This window comes from Streptomyces sp. NPDC050704 (genome assembly GCF_040654355.1).
Taxonomy (GTDB): domain Bacteria; phylum Actinomycetota; class Actinomycetes; order Streptomycetales; family Streptomycetaceae; genus Streptomyces.
Window position 1 is genome coordinate 24,546 of sequence record NZ_JBFAHW010000027.1, and the last position, 22,013, is coordinate 46,558.

The 22,013-nt window shown below is 72.4% G+C and carries 10 protein-coding genes and 1 pseudogene; 6 read left to right on the forward strand and 5 right to left on the reverse strand.

The window, feature by feature from the left end:
* Window positions 1-22 precede the first annotated feature (22 nt).
* Entirely contained in the window at window positions 23-1,111 is a 1,089-nt protein-coding gene (locus AB0I18_RS18135) for an amidohydrolase family protein (protein ID WP_363106488.1), read from the reverse strand.
* 37 nt (window positions 1,112-1,148) lie between these two features.
* Window positions 1,149-2,150: a LacI family DNA-binding transcriptional regulator gene (locus AB0I18_RS18140; protein ID WP_363106489.1), complete on the reverse strand. Its 1,002-nt coding sequence runs from the start codon at window positions 2,148-2,150 to the stop codon at window positions 1,149-1,151.
* Window positions 2,151-2,459: 309 nt separating this feature from the next.
* Between AB0I18_RS18140 and AB0I18_RS18145 the strand changes: the two genes are divergently transcribed.
* From AB0I18_RS18145 to AB0I18_RS18160, 4 genes are read left to right on the forward strand one after another with little or no spacing between them, the layout of a single operon-like run.
* A complete protein-coding gene (locus tag AB0I18_RS18145) occupies window positions 2,460-3,464 on the forward strand; it encodes an ABC transporter substrate-binding protein (protein WP_363106490.1) in 1,005 nt (334 codons plus the stop codon).
* Entirely contained in the window at window positions 3,461-4,294 is an 834-nt protein-coding gene (locus AB0I18_RS18150; RefSeq protein WP_363106491.1) for an ABC transporter permease, read from the forward strand. Before AB0I18_RS18145 ends, AB0I18_RS18150 begins: the two co-directional genes overlap by 4 nt.
* Entirely contained in the window at window positions 4,287-5,108 is an 822-nt protein-coding gene (locus AB0I18_RS18155; RefSeq protein ID WP_363106492.1) for an ABC transporter ATP-binding protein, read from the forward strand. The genes AB0I18_RS18150 and AB0I18_RS18155 overlap by 8 nt, the downstream gene beginning before the upstream one ends.
* Window positions 5,105-5,905, forward strand: a complete 801-nt coding sequence (locus tag AB0I18_RS18160) for an ABC transporter permease subunit (protein ID WP_363106493.1) — start codon at window positions 5,105-5,107, stop codon at window positions 5,903-5,905. The genes AB0I18_RS18155 and AB0I18_RS18160 overlap by 4 nt, the downstream gene beginning before the upstream one ends.
* A 179-nt stretch (window positions 5,906-6,084) precedes the next feature.
* Here the strand turns inward: AB0I18_RS18160 and AB0I18_RS18165 are convergent.
* The 3 genes and pseudogenes from AB0I18_RS18165 to AB0I18_RS18175 form a co-directional block, all read right to left on the reverse strand.
* Window positions 6,085-6,195 (reverse strand): annotated as a pseudogene (locus AB0I18_RS18165) (phosphopantetheinyl transferase); the annotation flags it as partial.
* A 109-nt stretch (window positions 6,196-6,304) separates the two neighbouring features.
* Window positions 6,305-7,162 (reverse strand): metallophosphoesterase, encoded by an 858-nt coding sequence (locus AB0I18_RS18170; protein WP_363106494.1) that lies wholly within the window; start codon window positions 7,160-7,162, stop codon window positions 6,305-6,307.
* Window position 7,163: 1 nt separating this feature from the next.
* Complete coding sequence (locus AB0I18_RS18175) at window positions 7,164-7,937, reverse strand: alpha/beta fold hydrolase (protein WP_363106495.1); 774 nt, start codon at window positions 7,935-7,937, stop codon at window positions 7,164-7,166.
* Between the two features lie 248 nt (window positions 7,938-8,185).
* Between AB0I18_RS18175 and AB0I18_RS18180 the strand changes: the two genes are divergently transcribed.
* Together AB0I18_RS18180 and AB0I18_RS18185 are read left to right on the forward strand one after the other, a co-directional pair.
* Window positions 8,186-14,857, forward strand: coding sequence for a type I polyketide synthase (locus AB0I18_RS18180; RefSeq protein WP_363106496.1), 6,672 nt, complete (start codon window positions 8,186-8,188; stop codon window positions 14,855-14,857).
* Window positions 14,858-14,905: 48 nt separating this feature from the next.
* Window positions 14,906-21,556 (forward strand): type I polyketide synthase, encoded by a 6,651-nt coding sequence (locus AB0I18_RS18185; RefSeq protein WP_363106497.1) that lies wholly within the window; start codon window positions 14,906-14,908, stop codon window positions 21,554-21,556.
* Window positions 21,557-22,013: the final 457 nt, after the last annotated feature.

Below are 22,013 nucleotides of genomic sequence, written 5' to 3' on the forward strand. Positions count from 1 at the left end.
GACGGTCCCGCTTTCGAGACAACTAGAAACCTGCGGCACCGCCCGCGGCGGGGAGCCGCGATCCCGTCAGTCTGCGTACGTTGCCGGAAAAGATGGCGGTGCGCTCCGCGTCCGTGAGGTCCATGGCCGCCAGGTCGGCGATTCCCGAGCGGATGTAGCCGGGGCCCTTCTCGGGGTCGTACGGCGAGTCGGAGCCGAAGAGCACCCGGTCCGGGCCGAAGAACTCCAGGGCGCAGCGCAGGGCGTGCGGGGCGCCGAACAGCGCGGTGTCGGCGTAGAACATCTTGAAGTAGTCCAGCGGGCGCTTGGTGAGCGGATAGCCGGTCACGTCCTCGCGCTGGTGGTCGGGGGTGCGGGAGCCGAGCTGGTCCCAGCCGGGGCCGACGCGGCCGGAGAAGTGCGGGATCATGCTGCCGCCGTGGTGGATGAGGAGCTTCAGGCCGGGATGGCGTTCGAGTACGCCGCCGAAGACGATGCGGGCCATGAAGGCGGACAGGTCGTACTCCCATCCGAAGGTCCACCAGATCTCGTACCGGGAGCGTTCCTCGGTGGGGTAGTCGGGCCAGGAGGAGTTGCGGCAGGGGTGGACCTGGACGAGGAGGTCGAGTTCGGCGGCGCGTTGCCAGAACGGTTCGAAGCGCTGCTCGTCCAGCGGGTGGCCGTTGACGTGGGTGTAGATCTGGACGCCGAGCGCGCCCAACTCGCCGACCGCGCGGTCGAGTTCGGCGACGGCGGCGTCGACGTCGTTGAGCGCGACGGCCGCGCAGAAGCCCACGAAGCGGTCGGGGTGCTTGGCGACGAGCGCGGCCAGACCGTCGTTGCCGATGCGGGCGTACTCGGCGGACAGGGCCGGACTGCCGAAGTCCTCCACGGGCGGGGCCGCCAGGTTGATGATCTGGCGGTAGCCGGCGAACTCGTCCATCTGCCGGAAGCGCACGTCCAGGTCGACCAGCGCGGGAATGTTCATGATGCGCTTGCGCAGGTTGGCCACGGCGGGGACGCCGTCGAGTGCGAACAGGCGCTCGGCGTAGTCGCGGGGGAGCACATGGCAGAAGGCGTCGATCTTCTCAGGAGTCTCGGGCGTCTCAAGTGTCTCGGGCGTCTCGGACACGCTGTTCCTCTCCAAGTGGTCGGTGATGGCCGGGTGTTCAGGAAGCGGGCGGTGTCGACGACTCGCGTGGGATGAGGGTGGGCGCGTAGACGGCGGAGGCCGTGGGTTTGCCCTCCATGGACCGCAGCAGGATGTCGACCGCGCCGCGGCCGATCTCGCGCAGCGGCACGCGGACGCTGGTCAGGGGAATCGGCAAGCGCGCGGCGAGCGGGGTGTCGTTGTAGCCGACGAGCGAGAGCTCACCGGGAATGCTGATCCCGAGCCGTCTGGCGGCCGCGAGCACACCGACCGCGGTGTTGTCGTTGACGGTCATGACGGCCGTCGGGCGCTCACCGGCGGGCAGGGCGGACAGCAGCTCGGTCGCGACCCGCTCACCGCTCTCCATGGAGAACTCCGAAGGCCGGACGAGGCGTTCGTCCACCGCGATCCCCGCCTCCCGCAGGGCCGTGCGGTAACCCGCCATCCTGCCGACGGGGTTGGAGGCGTAGGACGGGCCGGCGATCAGGGCGATCCGCCGGTGTCCCAGGTCGATCAGATGGCGAGCGGCCAGGTATCCGCCGAGCTTGTCGTCGCCGACGGAGGCCGGGCCGTGGCCGTCGGTCCGCAGCGCGAGGGCGTACGGGACGTCCCGCGCGGCCAGTTCACGCACGAGGTCGCTCTCCGAGTCCACCCGGGCCGTGGCGAGCACCAGCCCGTCCACCATCCGGTCGAGCAGCAGCCTTCCCTGGACGGCCTCGGCAGCCGGGTCGTCGTGGGTGATCGCGACGAGGGCATGCAGCCCGTGGTCCCGGCAGGCTTCGGCGATCTCCTCGTACAGGATCGCCATCACCGTGTCCGAGAGCCTTGAGACGACCACGCCGATCGTGCGCGTGCTCTGCCGGCGCAGGCTGGCCGCCGCGGGATTGGGCGAGTACCCGATCCGCTGCGCGACCTCCTTGATCCGGGCGGCCGTGGCGCTTCGCGAGAAGGAATGCCGCTCGTCCATGGCACGGGAAACCGTCGAGGCGTTCACGCCCGCCTCACGCGCCACATCTGCCATGGTCGGGCGGCGTTGGCCGCCTCGTGGACGGCCGGATGCCTTGTCCCCTGATGCGGTCACGGTCGCTGCCTCTCTCGTCGGCGGTGGGCGAACTTTCCTGGCGCTGCCGGGTTGACGGGCCCGTTCTGGCCCGCACATGATTGTGCATACGTAAGCGCAATCGATTGCATAACCAGTATCGCACGCCGTCCCGGCGAAGGCACAAGGCCTCGGCGGCTTTTCGCAGAGAGGAGCGACCCCTTGTCGAGTTCCTTGTCGAATCGCTCGGTGAGAACACCTGCTTCCCGGCATCGCCCGAAACACCGGAGAGTGCTGGGCGTCCTCGTTTCCGCCACCCTGCTGCTGGCCGGTTGTTCCGGTGGCGGCAGCGACAACTCCTTCACCGTGGCACTGATCGAACCCGACATCGCCGCGGTTCCCCTGCTGGCGGCCGTCGACGCGGTCCGCGAGCAGGGATTCGACGTCAAGGTCGAGGAGGCCGCCGAGCCGGAACTCGCCATCGAGGGCCTCGTCCGCGGCGACTACCAGTTCTCGGCGGAGGCGACGAGCCCGGCGCTGATCGCGATGTCCAAGGGCGCGCCGATCCGGATCGTCGCCGACGCCATCGGCAACCAGTGGGCGGTCTACGGCGCCAAGAACCGCGACAGCTGCGACCAGTTGGACGGCCGTCCCTTCGGGATCTTCAGCGAGGGCTCCGTCGCGACGGCGATGGTCCGTGAGTGGGTCAGCAAGGACTGCCGGGCCGGCTCCGAACCGGAATACCTGACCATCGGCGGCTCCGACGCCCGCGCACAGGCACTGCTGTCCGGCCAGATCGACGCGACCGCCCTCGAAGTCACCGACGCCATCACCCTGGAACGGGCCGGCGGAGGCAAGGGGATGCACCGGCTGGCGGACTTCAAGGAGGTCTTTCCCGGGCTGCACCCACAGACCGTGTACGCGAACGAGGACTATCTCGGCGAACACCGCAAGCCCAGCCAGGCGTTCATCGACGCGATCGTCGCCGAGCACCGGAAGATCAACACGGACCCCGGCTATCTCGTGTCCCTGCTGAAGAAGTACCTGCCGGACGCCTACGACGACGAGACCGCGAAGGTCGCCGGCCGACGCTATGTGGAGGCCGGGCTGTTCGATGCCGCGGGGCTGACTCCGCGGAGCGTCCAGCGCACGGTCGACTTCTTCGCCGACGCGGGAGTCGTCGAGCGCATGCCGGTCGAGGACGTGGCGGATCTCAGCTTCGTGGACCGCGCGGCGGCCACTCAGGAACAGGCCGGGCAGGAACCGGCGGCGCGGGAACAGGGAGAAGGCTCATGACCGCTTCCGGTGTTTCCGCCACGACACGCCGCCCCGCAACCAGCCTGCTGCGGAAGGCAGTTCACGGCACCCTCCTCTACCAGCTGCTCACCTTCGCCGTGTTCGCGACCGCCTGGGAGGTGTACGGGCGCTACTGGGGCGGCATCCTGCTGCCACCCTTCTCCGACACGGCGGTGGCGACCGTCGAACTGCTCGGCGAGGCCGAGCTGTGGAAGGCGCTCTGGCTGAGCAACCAGGCGCTGGTCCTCGGTTTCGTCGCGTCCGTCGTACTCGGCGTACCGGCCGGGCTGCTGCTCGGCCGCTTCCGGACCGTCGAGCGCTACACCGACATCTACCTCAGCATCCTGCTGGTGACACCCATGGCCGCCGTCATCCCGCTGCTGGTGATGTCGGTGGGCTTCGGACTGCTGTCGCGGGTGATCCTGGTGACGCTCTTCTCGGTCGTCATGGTGATTGTCAACGCCCGTGCCGGCATACGGCAGATCGACGCCTCGCTCATCGAGATGAGTCGCACCTACGGGGCGTCGGAGGCTCAGATCTGGCGGCGCATCCTCATCCCCGGTGCCCTGCCCGCCATCATGACCGGCGTCCGGCTCGCGCTCGGCCGTGCCGTCACCGGCATGGTCATCGTCGAACTGCTCATGGTGTCCGTCGGGTTCGGCGGTCTCATCCTCGAGTACCGCGGCCTCTTCGAGGCGCCCAAGTTGTACGCGACCATCGTCATCATTCTCGCCGAGGCCCTCGCGCTGATCGCCGCCGCCCGCTGGGTCGAGCGCAAAGCCACGCCGTGGGCGGCCCCCAGGACTTCCGCAAGGAGCACACGTGATTGAGATCCGAGGCGTCACCAAGAAGTTCACCGGACGCGAGGGCAGCGAGGTGCACGCCCTCAAGGACGTCAACCTCACGGTCGGGGACAACGAGTTCCTCACCGTCCTGGGGCCCAGCGGATGCGGCAAGACCACCCTGCTGCGCGCCATCGCCGGGCTCATCGACTTCGACGAGGGCGACATCGCCGTCGACGGCGAGCCGGTACGCCGGCCGGGCCCCGACCGGGCCATGGTCTTCCAGAACTTCGCGCTGCTGCCCTGGGCCACGGTGCTGGACAACGTCGCCTTCGGCCTCGAACTCCGTGGCGAGAGCCGACCGGTCCGCCATGCGAAGGCCCGTGAACTGATCGAGCTGGTCGGCCTCGGCGGCTTCGAGTCGCGGCTGCCCGGCGAACTGTCCGGCGGTATGCAGCAGCGGGTCGGTCTGGCCAGGGCGCTGGCGGTCGAGCCGAACGTCCTGCTGATGGACGAGCCGTTCGGCGCTCTCGACGAGCAGACCCGGCGCATCCTCCAGGAGGAGCTGCTGGCCATCTGGGAACGCCGGCGGCTGACCGTCGTCTTCATCACCCACAGCATGGAGGAGGCCGTACTGCTCGGGGACCGGGTGGTCCTCATGAGCCCGCGCCCCGGCCGGATCGCCGAGATCGTCCCCGTCGACATCCCACGGCCCCGCTCGGCCGACGTCGGCGGCCTCGAACAGTCGCCGGAGTTCACCGCGATCACCTCGCGGCTCTGGAAGAGCCTGCGCACCATGCACCCCGACCACCGTTCGTCGGCCCGCGCCGCGACCGCGGCCGCCCAGGAGGTGGCCGGATGACCGCCACGGCCCCCGCGGCCCGCCCCGCCGTACGAAGGACTCCGCGCGTCGCGGTGCCCGCGCCGCTGGTCGGACTGCTGGCCGGGGCGGTTGTCTGGGAGGTGGTCGCGCGGTTCGCCGACGCCGCCTTCCTCCCACCGGCCAGTGCCGTCGTCGCCCGGCTGTGGGAGATGACCGTGGACGGGCTGATCCTCGGCAGCCTGGCCTCCAGCCTCACCAACCTCGTCCTCGGGTTCGCGATCTCTCTCGTCCTGGGACTGACGCTCGGTGTGCTGATGGGCCGATACCGCCCGGTGGACGCCGCACTCGGCGTCTACATGTACGCGCTGCTGACGGCACCGTCCCTGGTGTTCGCCCCGGTCTTCTTCTCGCTGTTCGGCCCGGGCCGGGCGTCCATCGTGGCTGTCGTGGTCATGTACTCGCTCTTCATCATCGTGATCAGCACCGCCTCCGCCGTACGGGCGGTCCCCGAGCACCTGACCGAGATGGCCCACCTGTACGGGGCGAACGAGCGGCAGCTCCTGCTCAAGGTCGTCGTCCCCGCCGCCCTGCCGCTGGCCATGGCCGGCATCCGGCTCGGCGTCGGCCGCGCGGTCACCGGCATGATCAACGGTGAGATGTTCATCGCCGTCGTCGGCCTGGGCCGGGTCCTCACCCAGGCGGGCGGCCGCTTCGACAGCGAGAGCGTCCTCGCCGTCCTCCTCGCCGTCGTCCTGGTGGCCCTCGGCGCGGTCGGCCTCGTCCAATGGGCCGACCGCCGCGTCAACGGCTGGCTCCCACGGACGGCACGGGAGTGACACCGCCGCGGACACAGCGGCGACCGCCGGCAAGCGGCCGGCCGTTTCCTCGTAGCAGCCAGGCGTGGGGGAGCGGCCGGTGCCGGGGTGCCGGTGCGCGGGAAGAGCCGTCGGTGTTGAGGTCGTGGCTCCGCGTCGAGGCCGATGGCGACGAACCGGTCGGTGGTCGCGACGGCCGCCGCCCGGTGACCGGCACGGTGCGTGATGCTGCCGAGCGTCCCTTCCGGCCACCGTGGACACTCTCGCTCGTCCGCCAGGAGAGGCATCGCGGGCATCGCCGGCGCGGCCAGTTCTCTGCGGGCCGTGCGGGAACAGCTCGGCGACGGCGATCGACGACGGCAGCAGCTTCCCGGTCACCGCGTACGCCGCACGGTCACCGCGTACGCCGCACGGGCTCGCTCAGCGCGCGGACTTCGCGGTCGCCGCGGCCGGAAGCACCTTGCGCAGGAGGCCGCGTGGATGGCCGCGCCGCCGCCATTCCCGGGGGTATCCGATGGAGACCTCCTCGAACCGCACGCCGTCGTGCACCGTCGTCCGGGGAATGTGCAGATGGCCGTAGACGACGGCCGCCGCGCGGAAGCGGACGTGCCAGTCGGACGTGAGCTCCGTACCGCACCACAGTGCGAACTCCGGGTACCACAGCACCCGGGTGGGCTCTCGCAGCAGGGGCCAGTGGTTGACGAGCACGGTGACGGCCGCCGGGTCGAGCGCGGCCAGCCGGCGCTCCGTCTCCGCGACCCGGTCACGGCACCACGACTCGCGGTCCGGGTACGGGTCGGGGAAGAGGCGGAACTCGTCGCTGCACACCACTCCGGCCTCGTACGCCCGTTCCAGTGCCGTCTTCTTGGTGGTGGTTCCCGCGGGGCGGAAGGTGTAGTCGTACAGCAGGAACAGCGGCGCCACGACCACCGGTCCGTCCGGGCCCTGCCAGACCGGGTACGGGTCCTCCGGGGTGACCACCCCCAGGGCGCGGCACGCGTTCACGAGATGGCGGTAGCGGGGCTCGCCCCGCAGCTGGACCGGATCGTCCTCGACTGTCCACAACTCGTGGTTGCCCGGCACCCAGACCACCTTGGCGAACCGGCGGGAGAGGACGCCGAGCGCGTACTCGATGTCCGCGGCCTTCTCGGCGACGTCGCCGGCGACCAGCAGCCAGTCCTCGTCGGTGTCGGGCCGGAGCCGGTCGATGTACTGCCGGTTCTCCTCGTACGAGATGTGCAGATCGCTGACGGCCAGCAGTTTCGGTCGTGGCGCCATGTCAGCGGTCCGCCGCCGCGCCGGCCAGCGCGTCCGTGACCCGCCGGATCACCCGGGGCGCCTGCTCGGTGAGGTAGAAGTGGCCGCCGGGGAACACGTCCATGGCGAACGCACCGCTCGTGTGTTCCCGCCATGCCCGTACGTCGTCCAAGGGGGCCTTCGGATCCGCGTCGCCCACCAGTGCCGTCACCGGGCAGCTCACCCGGTGCACCCGCTCCGGGCGGTACAGCTCAGCTGCCCGGTAGTCGCTGCGGATCGCCGGCAGCACCATGCGCAGCACCTCGTCGTCGCCCAGGATCCGGCTGTCGGTGCCGGCCAGCCGTTTGATCTCGGCGAGCAGGGCCTCGTCGCCGCGCCCGTGTACGTCGTCCTCCACCCGGAACCGGGACGGCGCACGCCGGCCCGACGCGAACAGCATCACCGGCACCACCCCGGCCCGCTGCTCCAGCAGGCCGGCCAGCTCGAAAGCGAGCGAGGCGCCCATGCTGTGCCCGAACAGCGCCAGCGGCCGGTCCGTCCACTCCTCCAGGATCAGCGGCAGCAACTGGTCGGCGAGTTCGGGGATGCTCTCGACACAGGGCTCGAGACGCCGGTCCTGGCGGCCCGGGTACTGCACCGCGAGAACCTCGATCCGCGGTGGGAGGGCCTGGGAGACCGGCAGGTAGAAACTCGCCGAACCGCCGGCGTGCGGAAGGCAGAGCAGCCGTATCTCGCTGTCCTGGGCGGGGTGGTAGCGGCGGATCCACAGATCCCCGTCCGCACGGTGCGCGGTCACATCCGACTCCGGATCTCTCGGGTGGCTGGCTGCTTTCGGAAGCTAACAGCTGACAGCTGCCGTCCGAGTTCCACTCGGCCCCTGACCGCACCCCTATGAGTCCCGGGCCCAGGACAGGGGTGGCCCGATCCGGACAGAACCTCGTCTACTTGAAGCCCCAAATACCTAGGGCTGCTCGGCGCGGCGCCCCGCTCGGCGGCCGCCGCTCCCTGGGGGTATCCGCACGGCTCCGACCCCAGGGGGTTCCAGTGACGGACGAAGCACGGCTCGTCGAGTACATCCGGCGCATGACCGGTGATCTGCGCAAGGCGCACCGACGACTCAAACAGTTGGAGGACGCCGGCAGCGAACCCATCGCGATCGTCGGCATCGGCTGCCGTTTCCCCGGTGGGGTCACCGGGCCCGACGAGCTGTGGCGGCTGGTGGACGAGAGCCGGGACGCCGTGAGCGCCATGCCCGACGACCGGGGTTGGGACTTCGACGCCCTGTTCGCTCCGGATCCCGACCGGACGGGCACCAGCCACGCCCGTGAAGGCGCGTTCCTGCACGACGCCGCGGACTTCGACGCCGGTTTCTTCGGCATCTCCCCCCGCGAGGCCCTCGCCATGGACCCCCAGCAGCGACTCCTGCTGGAGGTGGCCTGGGAGGCGCTGGAGCACACGGGCATCGACCCCGGCACCCTGACCGGCAGCCGCACCGGTGTCTATGCCGGGCTCATGTACCACGACTACGCGGGCGAGTTGTCGACCATGCCCGACGAGGTGCAGGGCTTCCTGAGCACCGGAGTCGCGGGCAGCGTGGTGTCCGGCCGGGTCGCCTACACCTTCGGATTCGAGGGTCCGGCCGTCACCGTGGACACCGCCTGCTCCTCCTCGCTGGTCACGCTCCACCTCGCGGCCCGGGCGCTGCGGGCCGGCGAGTGCGATCTGGCGCTGGCCGGCGGTGTCACGGTCATGGCGACCCCGTCCACCTTCGTCGAGAACTCCCGCCAGGGCGGCCTGGCCGCCGACGGCCGGTGCAAGTCGTTCGCGGGCGCCGCCGACGGAACCGGCTGGGGCGAGGGCGCGGCCCTGCTGGTCGTGGAACGCCTCTCGGACGCCCGCCGCCACGGCCACCAGGTACTCGCCGTCGTCCGGGGCACCGCCGTGAACCAGGACGGTGCCAGCAACGGACTGACCGCCCCCAACGGCCCCTCCCAGCAACGGGTCATCCGGCAGGCGCTGGCCAACGCCCGGCTGACCGCCGCCGACGTGGACGCCGTGGAGGCCCATGGCACCGGCACCCGGCTCGGCGACCCGGTCGAGGCCCAGGCCCTGCTGGCCACCTACGGCAGGGAGCGGCCCGACGGACATCCGCTGTGGCTGGGCTCGGTCAAGTCCAACCTGGCGCACACCCAGGCCGCCGCGGGTGCCGCCGGGGTCATCAAGATGGTGATGGCGATACGGCACGGAAGGCTGCCCCGTACGCTCCACGTCGACGAGGCGACGCCCCAGGTGGACTGGACCGCGGGGGCGGTCGAACTGCTCGGCGAGCCCCGTGACTGGCCGGACCTCGGCCGGCCCCGCCGGGCCGCCGTCTCGTCGTTCGGCGTGAGCGGCACCAACGCCCACGTGATCATCGAACAGGCCCCGGCGGACGGGGAGTTGGGGCAGACGGAGGCGCCTGACGAGGTGGTGGGACCGGCCCCCGCAGACGCGGCCGTGGGGGCCGAGGGCGTGTCCACTGTCGCGCCGGGCGACGGAGCACCCGAGGACACCGCCCCTCTGCCCGCCGTACCCGTGTTCGTCTCCGCCCGTGACGAGGGAGCGCTGCGCGCACAGGCGGCCCGGCTGCACGACCACCTCACCGGGGCCGACGGCCACCGCCTGCTGGACCTCGGCCACACCACCGCCACCGCCCGCGCGGCCCTCGAACACCGGGCGGTGGTCGTCGCGGCCGACCACGACGAACTCGGGCGCGCCCTCAAGGCACTCGCCTCGGCCGAGCCCGCCCCCGGACTGCTGACCGGCCTGGCCGGTGAACAGGTCTGTGCCTTCCTGTTCACCGGCCAGGGAGCCCAACGCCCCGGCATGGGACAGGAGTTGTACGCGACGTTCGCCGCGTACGCGAAGGCCCTCGACCTCGTATGCGCGGAACTCGACGAGCACCTCGAACTGCCCCTGCGCGACCTCATGTTCGCCGAGCGGGGCACCGGCCCCGCCGCCTTGCTGGACGAGACGCAGTACACCCAGGCGGCGACCTTCGCGATGGAGGTGGCCCTGTTCCGACTGGTCGAGAGCTGGGGCGTCAAGCCCCGGTACCTGGCCGGGCACTCCATCGGCGAACTCGCCGCCGCCCACGTCTCCGGCATGCTCACACTGCCCGACGCCTGCGCCCTGGTGGCCGCCCGCGGCCGGCTGATGCAGGCCCTGCCGGCCGGCGGCGCGATGGTGGCGCTGGAGGCGACCGAGGAGGAGGTGACCCCCCTGTTCGCGGGGCAGGAGGCCGCCGTCGCCCTGGCCGCGGTCAACGGCGAGCGGTCCGTGGTCGCCTCGGGCACGACCGCCGCGGTTGCCGCCGTCGCCGAGCACTTCACCGGAATCGGCCGCCGCACCCGGCACCTGCGCGTCTCGCACGCCTTCCACTCGCCGCTGATGGACCCCATGCTGGACGAATTCCGCGACGTCGTACGGAAGGTGGAGTTCCACACGCCGCTCATCCCCGTCGTGTCGAGCGTCACCGGCGCCGTCCAGGACGACGAGGAGTGGAACTCGCCCGACTACTGGGCCCGTCAGGTGCGGGACACCGTCCGCTTCCACGACCTGACCCGCACCCTGCGGCAGGCGGGCGTCACCGCCCTGCTCGAACTGGGCCCGGACGCGGCACTCACCGCGATGGCGGACGGCGGTGGCCCCGACGGCGACGCCGGCGCCGCGACGGCGGCCGATCCGCTCCGGGTGGCCGCCCAGCGCCGCGACCAGCCCGAGACCAGGGCGTTGACGACCGCGCTCGGGCGCCTGCACACCCGTGGCGTCCCGGTGGACTGGGCCGCCTTCTACACCGGCCGGGGCGCACGGTCCGTGCCGCTGCCGACGTACGCCTTCCAGCGCCAGCGCTACTGGCTGCGCCCCAAGCCGGGCGGCGCGGCGGCCACCGGCGCCGGACTGCCCGCCGCCGGGCACCCCCTGCTCGGTGCCGCGGTCACGGTGGCCGGCACCGGCACGCTCCTGCTGACCGGGCGCCTCGGCCTGGACACCCACCCGTGGCTGGCCGACCACGCGGTGGGAGGAACCGTCCTCGTCCCCGGTACGGCCTTCGTGGAGCTGGCCCTGCATGCCGCCTCCCGGCTCGACCGCACGGCCCGCACCAGCCTGTCGATCGACGAACTCGTCCTGCGGGCCCCGCTGACCCTGCCCGCCACCGGTGGCGTACGCGTACAGGTGGTCGTCGCCGAGCCCGACGCCGACGGCCGGTGCCGTTTCAGCGTCGTCTCACAGCCGGAGACCGCGACCGACGACGAGTGGACACCGCACGCCGACGGCGTCCTCGGCGGCGAGTCGCCCGACGACACGACGGAGCCCGGCCCGTGGCCGCCGGCCGACGCCACACCGCTCGAAACGGGGTCTCTCTACGACGACTTCGCCACCGCCGGCTTCACCTACGGGCCCGTCTTCCAAGGCGTCCGCCGGGCCTGGCGGCACGGCGACGACGTGTACGCCGAGGTCGCCCTGCCGGAGGCCGTCGCGGCCGATGCCGCCGCCTTCGCGCTCCACCCCGCGCTCGCCGACGCGGCGCTGCACGCCGCCGCCTTCGCGGGCGGCCCCTTCGCCACCGAGTCGGGCGAGGGCCGGCTGCCTTTCGTCTGGGACGGAGTGACCCTGCGAGCGACCGGCGCCACCGCACTGCGCGTCCGGCTCACGCCCACCGGCCCCGACAGGCTCGCCCTCACGCTCACCGACCCGGCCGGCACGCCCGTCGCGACCGTCCGCTCGCTGACCGTCCGCGCCGCGCCCTCCGTCGTGACCGCCGCCGCCCCCGACTCCGCACCGGCCGAGGGGCTCCACCGGCCCGGCTGGGAGACGATGCCGCTGTCGTCCACGCCCGTCGGGACGCCGGACCGGTGGGTGCTGGCGGGTGATCCCGACCTGCTTCCCGCCATTCCCGGCGCTGCGCATCGGCCGGATCCGGCCGCGGTGGACGCCACGGACGCCGATGTCGTCGTCCTGCCGGTGGACGCCGCCCTGCCGGACGACACCGAACCCGGCGACCCCGCCGCCGTCGCGGCCGTGCACGCCGCCGCGGAACGGGCGCTCGGCACCGTACGCCGGTGGATCGGCGACGAAGCCTGCGCCTCGGCCCGGCTCGTCCTCCTGCTGCGCGGCGCCGTGCACGTCACCGACGAGGACCGGCAGCCCGACCCGGCCGCCGCCGCGGTGTGGGGGCTGCTCGGCTCGGCCGCGCACGAGAACCCCGACCGGATCACCGTGCTCGACTGGGACGGCGACGAACGGTCCGGCGCCGCCCTCCCGTCGGCCGTGGCCGTCCCGGAACCCCGGCTGGCCCTCCGCGCCGGCACCGCCCACGCACCGCGCCTCACCCCCCTCGCCGACCACCCGGCGCTGCTCCCGCCCCCCGGACCCGCTCCCTGGGTACTGGACCGGGTCGGAGACGGCGGAACCATCGACGACCTGGCGCTCGCCCCGGCCCCCGACGGCCTCACCGCACCGCTCGGCCCCGGCCAGGTACGGGTCGACGTCCGCGCCGCCGGAGTGAACTTCCGGGACGTCGTCGTCGCCCTCGGCCTCGTCCCCGGTATGCGCGGCCTCGGCGGTGAACTCGCCGGCGTGGTCACGGCAGTCGGCCCGGACGTGCCCGGCCTGGCACCCGGCGACCGCGTACTCGGCCTGGCACCCGGCGCCTTCGGCCCGGTCGCCGTCACCGACCACCGCTGGCTGGCACCGATGCCCGACGGCTGGGGCTTCGAACAGGCCGCCGCCGTGCCCATCGCCTACCTCACCGCCTACTACGGGCTGGTGGACCTCGCCGCGGTACGCCCCGGCCACAAGGTCCTCGTACACGCCGGCGCCGGCGGCGTCGGCACCGCGGCCGTCCAACTCGCCCGGCAGCTGGGCGCCGAGGTGTACGCCACCGCGAGCACCGCCAAACGCCCCGTGCTCCGCGCGGCGGGACTCGACGACGCCCACACCGCGGACTCCCGCAGCCTCGACTTCGCCGACCACTTCCTGCGGACCACCGACGGCCGGGGCATGGACGTCGTACTGGACTGCCTGGCAGGGGAGTTCGTCGACGCGGGCCTGCGACTGCTGCCCCGCGGCGGCCACTTCCTGGAGATGGGCAAGACCGACATCCGCGACCCCACCGCCGTCGCCGCCGACCACCCCGGCGTCGCGTACCAGGCGTACGACCTCCAGGAGGCCTCGCCCGACCGGATGCGCGAGATGCTCACCGCGGTCCTCGACCTCTTCCGCCAAGGCGCCCTCACCCCGCCGCCGACAACCGTCTGGGACGTACGACGGGCCCGGGACGCCTTCCGCGCGCTGAGCCAGGCCAAGCTGGTAGGCAAGGCGGTCCTCACCCTTCCCCGGCGCCCCGATCCCGACGGCACCTTCGTCGTCACGGGCGCGAGCGGCAACCTGGGCGCTCTCGTCGCACGGCACCTCGCCACCCGGTACGGAGCCCGCCGTCTGCTGCTGCTCAGCCGCCGCGGCCCCGAAGCGCCGGGAGCCGCCGAACTCGAGGCCGACCTGCGCGCGTCGGGTGCCGTGGACGTGGCCACCGTCTCCTGCGACACCGCGGACCGCGACGCCCTGCGCGCCGTACTCGCCGGCCTCGACCGGCCCCCCACCGTGATCGTGCACACCGCGGGCGTCCTCGACGACGGTCTGGCCGCACGTCTCACCGACGAGCAACTGCACCGCGTCCTGCGCCCCAAGGTCGACGGGGCCGCGCACCTGGACGCCCTCACCCGTGAACTCGGCCACGATCCCGCCCTGTTCGTCCTGTTCTCCTCGGCCTCCGGCTTCACCGGCAACCCGGGCCAGGCCAACTACGCCGCCGCCAACACCTACCTGGACGCCCTCGCCGCCCACCGCAGGGCCGAAGGACTCGCGGGCACCTCACTGCTCTGGGGAGCCTGGGAGCAGGCCGGTGGCATGACCGCCGGCCTGAGCGACACCGACCAGCGCCGGATGGCCAGGTCCGGGCTGCTCGCCCTGACCCCGGACCACGGACTCGCCCTCTTCGACACCGCCCTGGGCGCGGACACCCACGCGGTGGCGCCCATCGCACTGGACACCGCCGCACTGCGCAGGCAGGCCGAGGCGGACACCCTGCCGCCCGTCTTCCGGGGCCTGGTCCAGGCACCCGTCCTGCGCCGGGCCGCCGCGGCGACCCCGGGCACCGCCGGTGAGTCCGGACTGGCCGAACGGCTGGCCGCACTGGGCGACGCCGAGCGCGACCGCCTGCTCCTCGGCCTCGTCCACACCCACACCGCCACCGTCCTCGGTCACAGCTCGCCGGACGCCCTCAGCGCGCAACGGACCTTCCGCGAACTGGGCTTCGACTCCCTGACCGCCGTGGAACTGCGCAACAGCCTCGGCGCCGCCACCGGACTGCGGCTGCCCGCCACCCTGGTCTTCGACCACCCCACGCCCGAGGCGGTAGCCGCCCTGCTGCGTTCGGAACTCGCCCCGCCCGAGGCGTCGCCGGCCCAGGAGGCACTGGCCGCCCTCGACGACCTGGCCCGCTCCCTCGCCGCGGTCCCGGCCGCCGACCCGGACCGCGGGCACCTCGACGACCGGCTGCGCACCCTGCTGGAGGCCTGGCGGACACCGGAGGACGCGGCCACCGGCCGTGACATCGACTCGGCCACCGACGACGACCTCTTCGCCATGGTCGACGACGGGTTCCGGCTTTCCTGACCCGGCCGGAGCGCCGGCACGATCCCCCCACGAGGAAGTGACGTACGCATGCCCAGCACATCCGCCACGCCCGGTACAGCCATGGAGAGCAAGCTCCGCGACTACCTCAAGAGGGCCATCGCCGAGGCCCGGGAACTGCGCGAGCGGCTGCGGGAGACGGAGGACAGGGCCCGGGAGCCCATCGCCGTCACCGGCATGGCCTGCCGGTTCCCGGGCGGAGTCGCGGGCCCCGACGACCTGTGGCGCATGGTGGCCGACGGGATCGACGCGATCTCCGGATTCCCCGAGGACCGGGGCTGGCCGGTCGACGAGCTGTACGAGGAGGCCGCCGGCCTCGCTTCCTCGGTGACCCTGGAAGGCGGATTCCTGCGGGACCCCGCAGGGTTCGACGCGGAGTTCTTCGGTGTCTCGCCGCGTGAGGCGCTGGCGATGGATCCGCAGCAGCGGCTGCTTCTCGAGGTGTCGTGGGAGGCGGTGGAGCGGGCCGGTATCGCCCCGTCGGCGCTGCGCGGCACCCGCACGGGAGTCTTCTTCGGCGGCGGAGCGGAGGACTTCGTCGGACTGCTCGCCATGGGCGGGGACTCCGAGGAGAACCCGTCGCTCACCGGCATGACCAGCAGTGTCATGTCCGGGCGAGTGGCGTACACCCTCGGTCTTGAGGGCCCGGCGCTGACCGTCGACACGGCCTGCTCCTCCTCCCTCGTCGCTCTCCATCTCGCCGTGCAGGCACTGCGATCCGGCGAGTGCGACCTCGCGCTCGCGGGCGGCGTGACGGTGATGTCGACCCCGGGCATCTTTCCGGAGTTCGCCCGGCAGGGCGGTCTGGCGTCGGACGGCCGGTGCAAGGCGTTCGCGGACGCGGCGGACGGCACCGGGTGGGGCGAGGGCGTGGGCGTGCTGATGGTGGAGCGCCTGTCGGACGCCCGCCGCAACGGCCACCCGGTGCTGGCGGTCGTCCGTGCCTCCGCCGTGAACCAGGACGGTGCCTCCAACGGCATGACCGCCCCCAACGGCCCTTCCCAGCAGCGGGTGATCCGGGACGCGCTGGCGAGCGCGGGCCTCGCGCCGACGGACGTGGACGCGGTCGAGGCACATGGAACGGGAACCCGGCTGGGCGATCCGATCGAGGCGCAGGCGCTGCTGGCGACGTACGGCCAGGGGCGGCCCGACGGCCGGCCGCTGTTCGTCGGCTCCATCAAGTCCAACATCGGTCACACCGTGGCCGCGGCCGGCGTCGGCGGTGTGATCAAGACCGTGATGGCGCTGCGGCACGGGGTGCTGCCCCGCACCCTGCACGTGGACGAACCCACGCGGCAGGTGGACTGGTCGGCGGGTGCGGTGGAGTTGCTGACCGAGGCGCGGGAATGGCCGGAGACGGGACGTCCGCGGCGGGCGGCCGTCTCGTCGTTCGGCATCAGCGGCACCAACGCTCACATCATTCTCGAACAGGGCGACCAGGACGCCCCGCCGACGGGCGGCACCGCCGAACAGCCGCTCCCGTGGCTGCTCTCCGCACGCAGCGAGGCCGCCCTTCAAGCCCAGGCGGCGAAGCTCCTCACCCATGTCGCGGACCGCCCTGACGCCCGCCCGCAGGACATCGGTCTCTCATCGGCGGTGTCGCGTGCGGTGTTCGGGCATCGGGCGGTGGTGGTGGGTGCAGGGCGTGAGGGGTTGTTGCGGGGGTTGTCGGCGGTGGCGGAGGGTCGGCCGGATGCGGGGGTGGTGTCTGGCCGGGCGGGGGAGGGCGGTGTGGTGTTCGTGTTTCCCGGCCAGGGCTCGCAGTGGGTGGGGATGGCGGTGGAACTGCTGGAGTCCTCGCCGGTATTCGCGGCGCGGATGGCCGAGTGTGAGCAGGCTCTGTCCGCGTTCGTGGACTGGTCGCTGACCGAAGTCCTGCGCGGGGGCGGGGAGTTGGACCGGGTGGACGTGGTGCAGCCGGTGTTGTGGGCGGTGATGGTGTGCCTTGCCGAGGTGTGGCGCTCGTACGGGGTGGAGCCGGCCGCCGTGGTCGGCCACTCGCAGGGGGAGATCGCCGCAGCCGTCGTGGCTGGGGCGCTGTCGTTGGAGGACGGCGCGAGGGTGGTCGCGCTGCGCTCGCGGGCGATCCTGGCGCTGTCCGGGCAGGGCGCGATGGCCTCGGTGCAGTTGCCGGTCGATGCCGTGCGTGCGCTAGTCGCGGTGGTGGACGGCCGGGTGGAGGTGGCCGCCGTCAATGGCCCGTCGTCGGTGGTCGTCGCGGGCGCCCCCGCCGATGTCGATGAGGTGGTCGCCGAGGCTGTCGGGCAGGGGGCGCGGGCTCGGCGGGTCGAGGTGGATTACGCCTCGCACTCCGTCCAGGTGGAGGAGATTCGCGGCGAACTCCTCGATGTACTCGGCGACTTGGTGCCCTGCGCTGCCCGCGTCCCCTTCTATTCCACGGTCACCGCGGACCGGTTCGACACGACGGTCCTGGACGCCGGGTACTGGTACCGGAATCTACGGTCCACCGTCCGCCTCGAACCCACTGTCACCGGTCTGGTCGAGGCCGGACACCGGGTGTTTGTGGAGATCAGTCCGCATCCGGTATTGACGTCCGCGGTGCAGGAGACCGCGGAGGCGGCGGGACGGGAGGTGGCGGTGACCGGCACCCTGCGGCGCGGTGAGGGCGGCTTGGAGCGGCTGTTGTTGTCGCTGGGCGAGGCGCATGTGCACGGGGCCGCGGTCGACTGGCGGGAGTGGTTCGCCGGGAGTGGTGCCCGGCCGGTGGATCTGCCCACCTACGCCTTCCAACACCACCGCTACTGGACCCAGATGCCCGGTGCGCGGTTCGGCGACGCGGCTCTCGCCGGGCTCGGCCGAGCCGGGCACCCCTTGCTCGGTGCCACCGTGGAGCTGGCCGATGACGACCGCGCCGTGTTCACCGGCCGGCTCTCGCTGAAGGACCAGCCCTGGACGGCCGATCACGCAGTGTTCGGCACCCCGCTGCTGCCCGGCGCGGCCTTCGTGGAGCTGGCTCTGTGGATGGGGGAGCGGCTGGGGACCCCCCGGGTCGACGAACTCGTACTGGAAGCCCCTCTGTTGCTCCCCGACACCGAGCCCGTCCGGTTCCAGGTCGTGGTGGACGAGCCGGACGGGCAAGGGCAGCGGGCCGTGCGTTTCTTCTCCCGTCCGGAGGAGTCGGAAGGCGCGGAGTGGACCCGCCACGGCACCGCTCTGCTCGGCGGCGCACCACAGCCCGAGTTCGATCTCGGCGCGTGGCCACCGGTCGGTGCGGAACCCGTCGAACTGGACGGCGTCTACGAGAAGATGGCGACCGCCGGATTCGGATACGGGCCCGCCTTCCGCGGGCTGCGTGCCGCCTGGCGGCGCGGCGACGAGGTGTTCGCCGAGATCGAAACGGCAGCCGGACCAGGATCGGCAGCCGGACCAGGATCGGCGGCCGGGGCGGTATCGGCAGGCGGACCGGGCTCAGAAGCCGGACGAGGACCGGGTGGCGATGGCTTCCTGGTGCATCCCGCGCTCCTCGACGCGTCCCTGCACGGTGCCGGTCTGCTGCCCGGCACGCTGGACGGCGGCGCGCGGCTGCCGTTCTCCTGGTCGGGTGTCACGGTGTACGCGACCGGGGCCACCTCCCTGCGGGTCCGGCTCGCACCGGCCGGTACCGACGGGCTGTCCCTGCACGCCGTGGACGCGATCGGTGCTCCCGTCCTCGCCGTGGACGAACTGGCCTTCCGGCGGGTGTCTCCCGACCAGCTGTCCGCGGCGACTCCCGCGAGCGCGGACGCGCTGCTGCACGTCGCCTGGCCCGAGCTCGCCGTCCCGGCTTGCACCGCCGGCACCTATGTGTCGATCGGTCCGGACGCCTTGGACGGTCTGCGGGACTTCGCCACTGTCGCGGAGCTGGATGCCTCACTCGGCGCGGGCGCCCCGGTCCCGTCCGCCGTGGTCGCCCGCTGCCCTGTCCTCGTTCACGACGACGATCCGGCCGCGGCCGCCGAGAAGGCCACGCTCTGGGGGCTGGACCTGCTGCGGGAGTGGCTCGGCGGCACCAGGCCCGCCGACCTGCCGCTGGTGGTCGTCACGCGTGGCGCCGCGCCAGTGCCGGACACCCCGGCCGACGCCACCGGGACGGCCCACGCGGCGCTGGTCGGCCTGCTCCGGTCGGCCCAGGCCGAAGAGCCGGGGCGCGTGGTCCTGGTCGACATCGGGGCCGACGAGGGGCCGCCGACCCCCGCCGTACTCGACACGGCACTGGCCAGCGCGGAACCCGAGGTGGCGGTGCGCGGCGGCAAGGTCCACGGGCGGCGGCTGGTCCGGGCCGCGGAGGAGCCGGGCGTGCTGGCCGAGCCGGCCGGCTGCGACCACTGGCGGCTCGATGTCACCGAGCCCGGCTCGTTCGGCAACCTCGCCCTGGTGCCCGAAACGGCGGGCACCGGCGAACCGGCCCGGGGGCAGGTGCGCGTCGCCGTCAGGGCTGCCGGGCTGAACTTCCGCGACACGCTCATCGCCCTCGGCATGTACCCGGACCGGGCCGAACTCGGGAGCGAAGGGTGTGCGGTGGTGACCGAGGTGGGGCCGGGCGTCGAGTGGCCGGCGCCGGGCGACCGCGTCATGGGCACCCTCGACACCCCCTTCGCGCCCCAGTCGACCGCCGACGCCCGACTGCTGGCCCCGGTGCCCGACGCATGGAGCGATGTCCAGGGCGCGTCGGCCACCGTCGCGTTCCTCACCGCCTACCACGGTCTGGTCGACCTGGGCGGACTGCGCCCCGGTCAGCGGGTCCTGATCCACGCCGGGGCCGGCGGGGTCGGATCCGCCGCCGTGCAACTCGCCCGGCATCTGGGCGCCGAGGTGTACGCGACCGCTTCCCGGCCCAAGTGGGACGCGCTGCGCGCGGCCGGACTCGACGACGCGCACATCGCGGACTCGCGCACGCTCGACTTCCACGACACGTTCCTCGACGCCACCGGCGGCCGGGGCATGGACGTCGTACTGAACTGCCTGGCGGGTGAGTTCACCGACGCCTCGCTGCGCCTGCTGCCACGGGGCGGCCGGTTCGTCGAGATGGGCAAGACCGATCTGCGGGACCCCCGGCAGATCGAGGCGGACCATCCCGGAGTCGCGTACCGGCCCTTCGACCTGGCGGACCCCGGACCGCGGCGAATCCAGGAGATCTTGCGCGAACTGGGGGTCCTGTTCACCGAGGGCGTGCTCACCCCGCCCCCGGCCACCGTGTGGGACGTCCGCCGAGCCCCGGAGGCGTTCCGGGCGCTCGCCCAGGCATCCCTGGTCGGCAAGGCCGTCCTGGTGCTGCCACCGGCGGGATTCGCGCCCGGCGAGACGGTGCTCGTCACCGGCGGCACCGGCACCCTGGGCGCCCTGGTAGCCCGGCACCTCGTCACCCGCCACGGAGCACGTCATCTGCTCCTCCTGTCCCGCACCGGCCCGGAATCAGCCGCGGCCGATGCGTTGCGCGTCGAACTCGCCACCGCGGGCGCCGACGTAGCGGTCGTGGCCGGCGACATCGGAGATCCCGATGCGCCGGCCCGACTGCACGAAGCCGTCACGGCCCTCGGACAGCGGCTGGCCGGCATCGTGCACTGCGGGGGCACCACCGACGACGGCGCCATCGGCTCCCTGACCCCTGACCGGCTCACCGGCGTACTCCGGCCCAAGGCGCGAGGAGCCTGGAATCTGCACCGGCTCACCGACCTGCACCCGGACGTGCGGCAGCTCGTGTTCTTCTCCTCGGCCGCCGCCGCACTCGGATCGCCCGGCCAGGCCAACTACGCGGCCGCCAACGCGTTCCTCGACTCGTTCGCCCACCGGCGGCGGGCGCTGGGCCTGCCCGCGGTGTCGGTCGGCTGGGGACTCTGGGAACAGGCCAGCGCTCTGACGGCCCACCTGGGCGCCGCCGATCACCAGCGGCTGCGCTCCGGCGGATTCCGGGCCCTGCCGACCGACGAGGCACTCGCCCTGTTCGACGACGCGCTGCTCGGCCGGACCGCCGCCCCCGCCGTGGTGGCGGCACCGCTGGACACGGCGGCCCTGCGGGCACGCCATGCGCGTGAGCCACTGCCTCCCGTGCTCCATGCCTTCCTCGGCCCGTCGTCCAGGGCCCCCGCGCGGCGCCGGGCTACCCAGGAGACGCCAGAGCCCCAGGACGTGCTGCGCAGGCGCCTGGCCGCCATGCCCGCGGAGCGGCGCAGGAGCGTGCTGCTCGGCCTCGTCCGCAACCAGGTCGCCGCCGTCCTGGGCCATGCGACTCCGGCACTGGTGGACACGGAACGGTCGTTCCGCGAGATGGGATTCGACTCACTCACCGCCGTCGAACTGCGCAACCGGCTCAACGCCACCACCGGACTGCGGTTTCCGGCCACGCTGGTCTTCGACCACCCGAGGCTGGACGCCCTCGCCGATCACGTGGGAGGCGCACTCCTGCCGGCCGCCGACGAGGCGTCCGGTCCGGCCGGCGGCAACGAGAAGGAAGCCGAGATCCGTAGCCTCATCCTGTCCGTTCCGTTGGCACGGCTGCGCGAAAGCGGGTTGCTGGACCGGTTGCTGGCACTCGCGAACGGCGTTCCCGTCCCCACCCCCGCACCGGGCGAAGTGACCGTCGGGACGCAGGCCGCCGAGAGCGGTGAGATCGGGGCCATGGACGTGGCGGAGCTGGTGGAAATGGCCAGAACTCTTTCGTCCGACCGAAATACTGACGCGTAGTTATTCACCAGGCTGAACGTTAATGAAATATTTCAGCCCCCCGATCCCTCACGTCCCGGAATGTCCCCTTCCATGGTTGTGGCGCGTTGGCTATGTTGGTCGCGAAGCGAGGGTTCGGTTAAAAGTGACGCATGTCACCCGAATTGTTGAATGGAGGTCAACCGTGGTGGACCCGGCGTTGACGGGATCGGTAATTTTTCCGGGAGTTACCGTGCGGATGCGGCCGGGGTTTTTAGCTCCAACTGTGCAGAAGTCTGACACGCCTTTAGCGCAAGGATGTCTGCGGCCGTAAGCGAATTGGGCCTCGTTCGCGGTGCGTTGGACGTTCCCTGCGGGAATTCTGCGGTAATCCCGCAGGGTCCGCAGAACAAGGGCGGGATAGGATTGGGGTTCCAGAGATGTTGCTTTCCGGACGGGACGACAAGCTGCGACTCATGAGATCTCTGCTCGCCGAGTG

Bases quoted from the DNA above. Each gene is read 5' to 3' on its own strand.
- AB0I18_RS18150 (WP_363106491.1), top strand. From the start codon at position 3,461: ATGACCGCTTCCGGTGTTTCCGCCACGACACGCCGCCCCGCAACCAGC.
- AB0I18_RS18140 (WP_363106489.1), bottom strand. From the start codon at position 2,150: ATGGCAGATGTGGCGCGTGAGGCGGGCGTGAACGCCTCGACGGTTTCC.
- AB0I18_RS18170 (WP_363106494.1), bottom strand. From the start codon at position 7,162: ATGGCGCCACGACCGAAACTGCTGGCCGTCAGCGATCTGCACATCTCG.
- AB0I18_RS18185 (WP_363106497.1), top strand. From the start codon at position 14,906: ATGCCCAGCACATCCGCCACGCCCGGTACAGCCATGGAGAGCAAGCTC.
- AB0I18_RS18160 (WP_363106493.1), top strand. From the start codon at position 5,105: ATGACCGCCACGGCCCCCGCGGCCCGCCCCGCCGTACGAAGGACTCCG.